This is a genomic window from Streptomyces sp. UH6, from assembly GCF_013421635.1.
Lineage (GTDB): Bacteria > Actinomycetota > Actinomycetes > Streptomycetales > Streptomycetaceae > Streptomyces > Streptomyces abyssomicinicus.
This window is the reverse complement of record NZ_JACADT010001209.1, coordinates 1-1,497: the sequence shown is the minus strand read 5'-3', so window position 1 is coordinate 1,497 and position 1,497 is coordinate 1. Positions and strand designations below refer to the sequence as shown.

Below are 1,497 nucleotides of genomic sequence, written 5' to 3'. Positions count from 1 at the left end.
GCGGCGGGCGCTGCGGGGACGGGAGGTGCCGCCGCCGCTCGGCGGCCCCGGCCCCGGTGTGGCCCAACCCACCGATGACAGCGACGAATTCAACCCCTAGGCTCCTGAATATGGATATGCACTCCAGGTCGATGGAAACCTCTGGGCCGAGGGAAACCGTGGTGGTCGCGACCTCCGGCCTCACGCCGGAGCAGGTGCTGGCCGTGGCGCGGCACGGCGCGCGGGTCGAGCTGTCCGAGGAGGCGGTGCGCGAACTCACCGCGACCCGTGAGGTCGTCGACGCCCTCGCCGCCAAGCCGGACCCGGTCTACGGTGTGAGCACCGGCTTCGGCGCGCTGGCGACCCGGCACATCGGCCCGGACCTGCGGACCCGGCTCCAGCGCAACATCGTCCGCTCGCACGCCGCCGGGATGGGCCCGCGGGTCGAGCGCGAGGTGGTCCGCGCGCTGATGTTCCTGCGGCTGAAGACGGTCTGCTCCGGCCGCACCGGCGTCCGTCCGCAGGTCGCCCGGGCCATGGCGGACCTGCTGAACGCCGGCATCACGCCGGTGGTGCACGAGTACGGCTCGCTGGGCTGCTCCGGCGACCTGGCCCCGCTGTCGCACTGCGCGCTCGCCCTGATGGGCGAAGGCGAGGCCGAGGGCCCCGACGGCGAACTCCGCCCCGTCAGCGAGCTGCTGGCGGCGCACGGGCTCCAGCCCGTCGAGCTCAGGGAGAAGGAGGGTCTGGCGCTGCTCAACGGCACCGACGGGATGCTCGGCATGCTGCTGATGGCCCTGGCCGACCTGCGCCTGCTGTACGCCTCCGCGGACGTCACCGCCGCCATGACCCTGGAGGCGCTGCTGGGCACCGACCGGGTGCTGGCTCCCGAGCTGCACGCCATCCGGCCGCATCCGGGCCAGGCCGACTCCGCCGCCAACATGCTGGCCGTGCTGCGCGGTTCCGAGATGACCGGGCAGCACCAGGGCGACGAGCCGCGGGTGCAGGACGCCTACTCGGTGCGGTGCGCGCCGCAGGTGGCGGGCGCGGGACGGGACACGCTGACCCACGCCGAGCTGGTGGCGGAACGGGAGCTGGCGGCCGCCGTGGACAACCCGGTCGTGCTGCCGGACGGCCGGGTCGAGTCCAACGGCAACTTCCACGGCGCGCCGGTCGCCTACGTCCTCGACTTCCTCGCGATCGCCGCCGCGGACCTCGCCTCGATCGCCGAGCGGCGCACGGACCGGCTGCTGGACAGGAACCGCTCGCACGGCCTGCCGGCGTTCCTCGCCGACGACCCCGGGGTCGACTCGGGGCTGATGATCGCCCAGTACACGCAGGCGGCGCTGGTGAGCGAGCTGAAGCGGCTGGCGGTCCCCGCCTCGGTCGACTCCATCCCCTCCTCCGCGATGCAGGAGGACCACGTCTCCATGGGCTGGTCGGCGGCGCGGAAGCTGCGGCAGGTCGTCGACAACCTCGGGCGGGTCGTCGCCGTGGAGCTGGTCGCCGCGTCCCGCG

General features: G+C 74.0%; 1 protein-coding gene. It reads left to right on the top strand.

Translation table 11 applies throughout. The annotated features are described in order from the left end of the window. Positions 1–131: 131 nt before the first annotated feature. Positions 132–1,497 (top strand): histidine ammonia-lyase (gene hutH, locus HW445_RS30660; protein ID WP_257231399.1); only part of this gene is annotated, 1,366 nt, incomplete at its 3' end.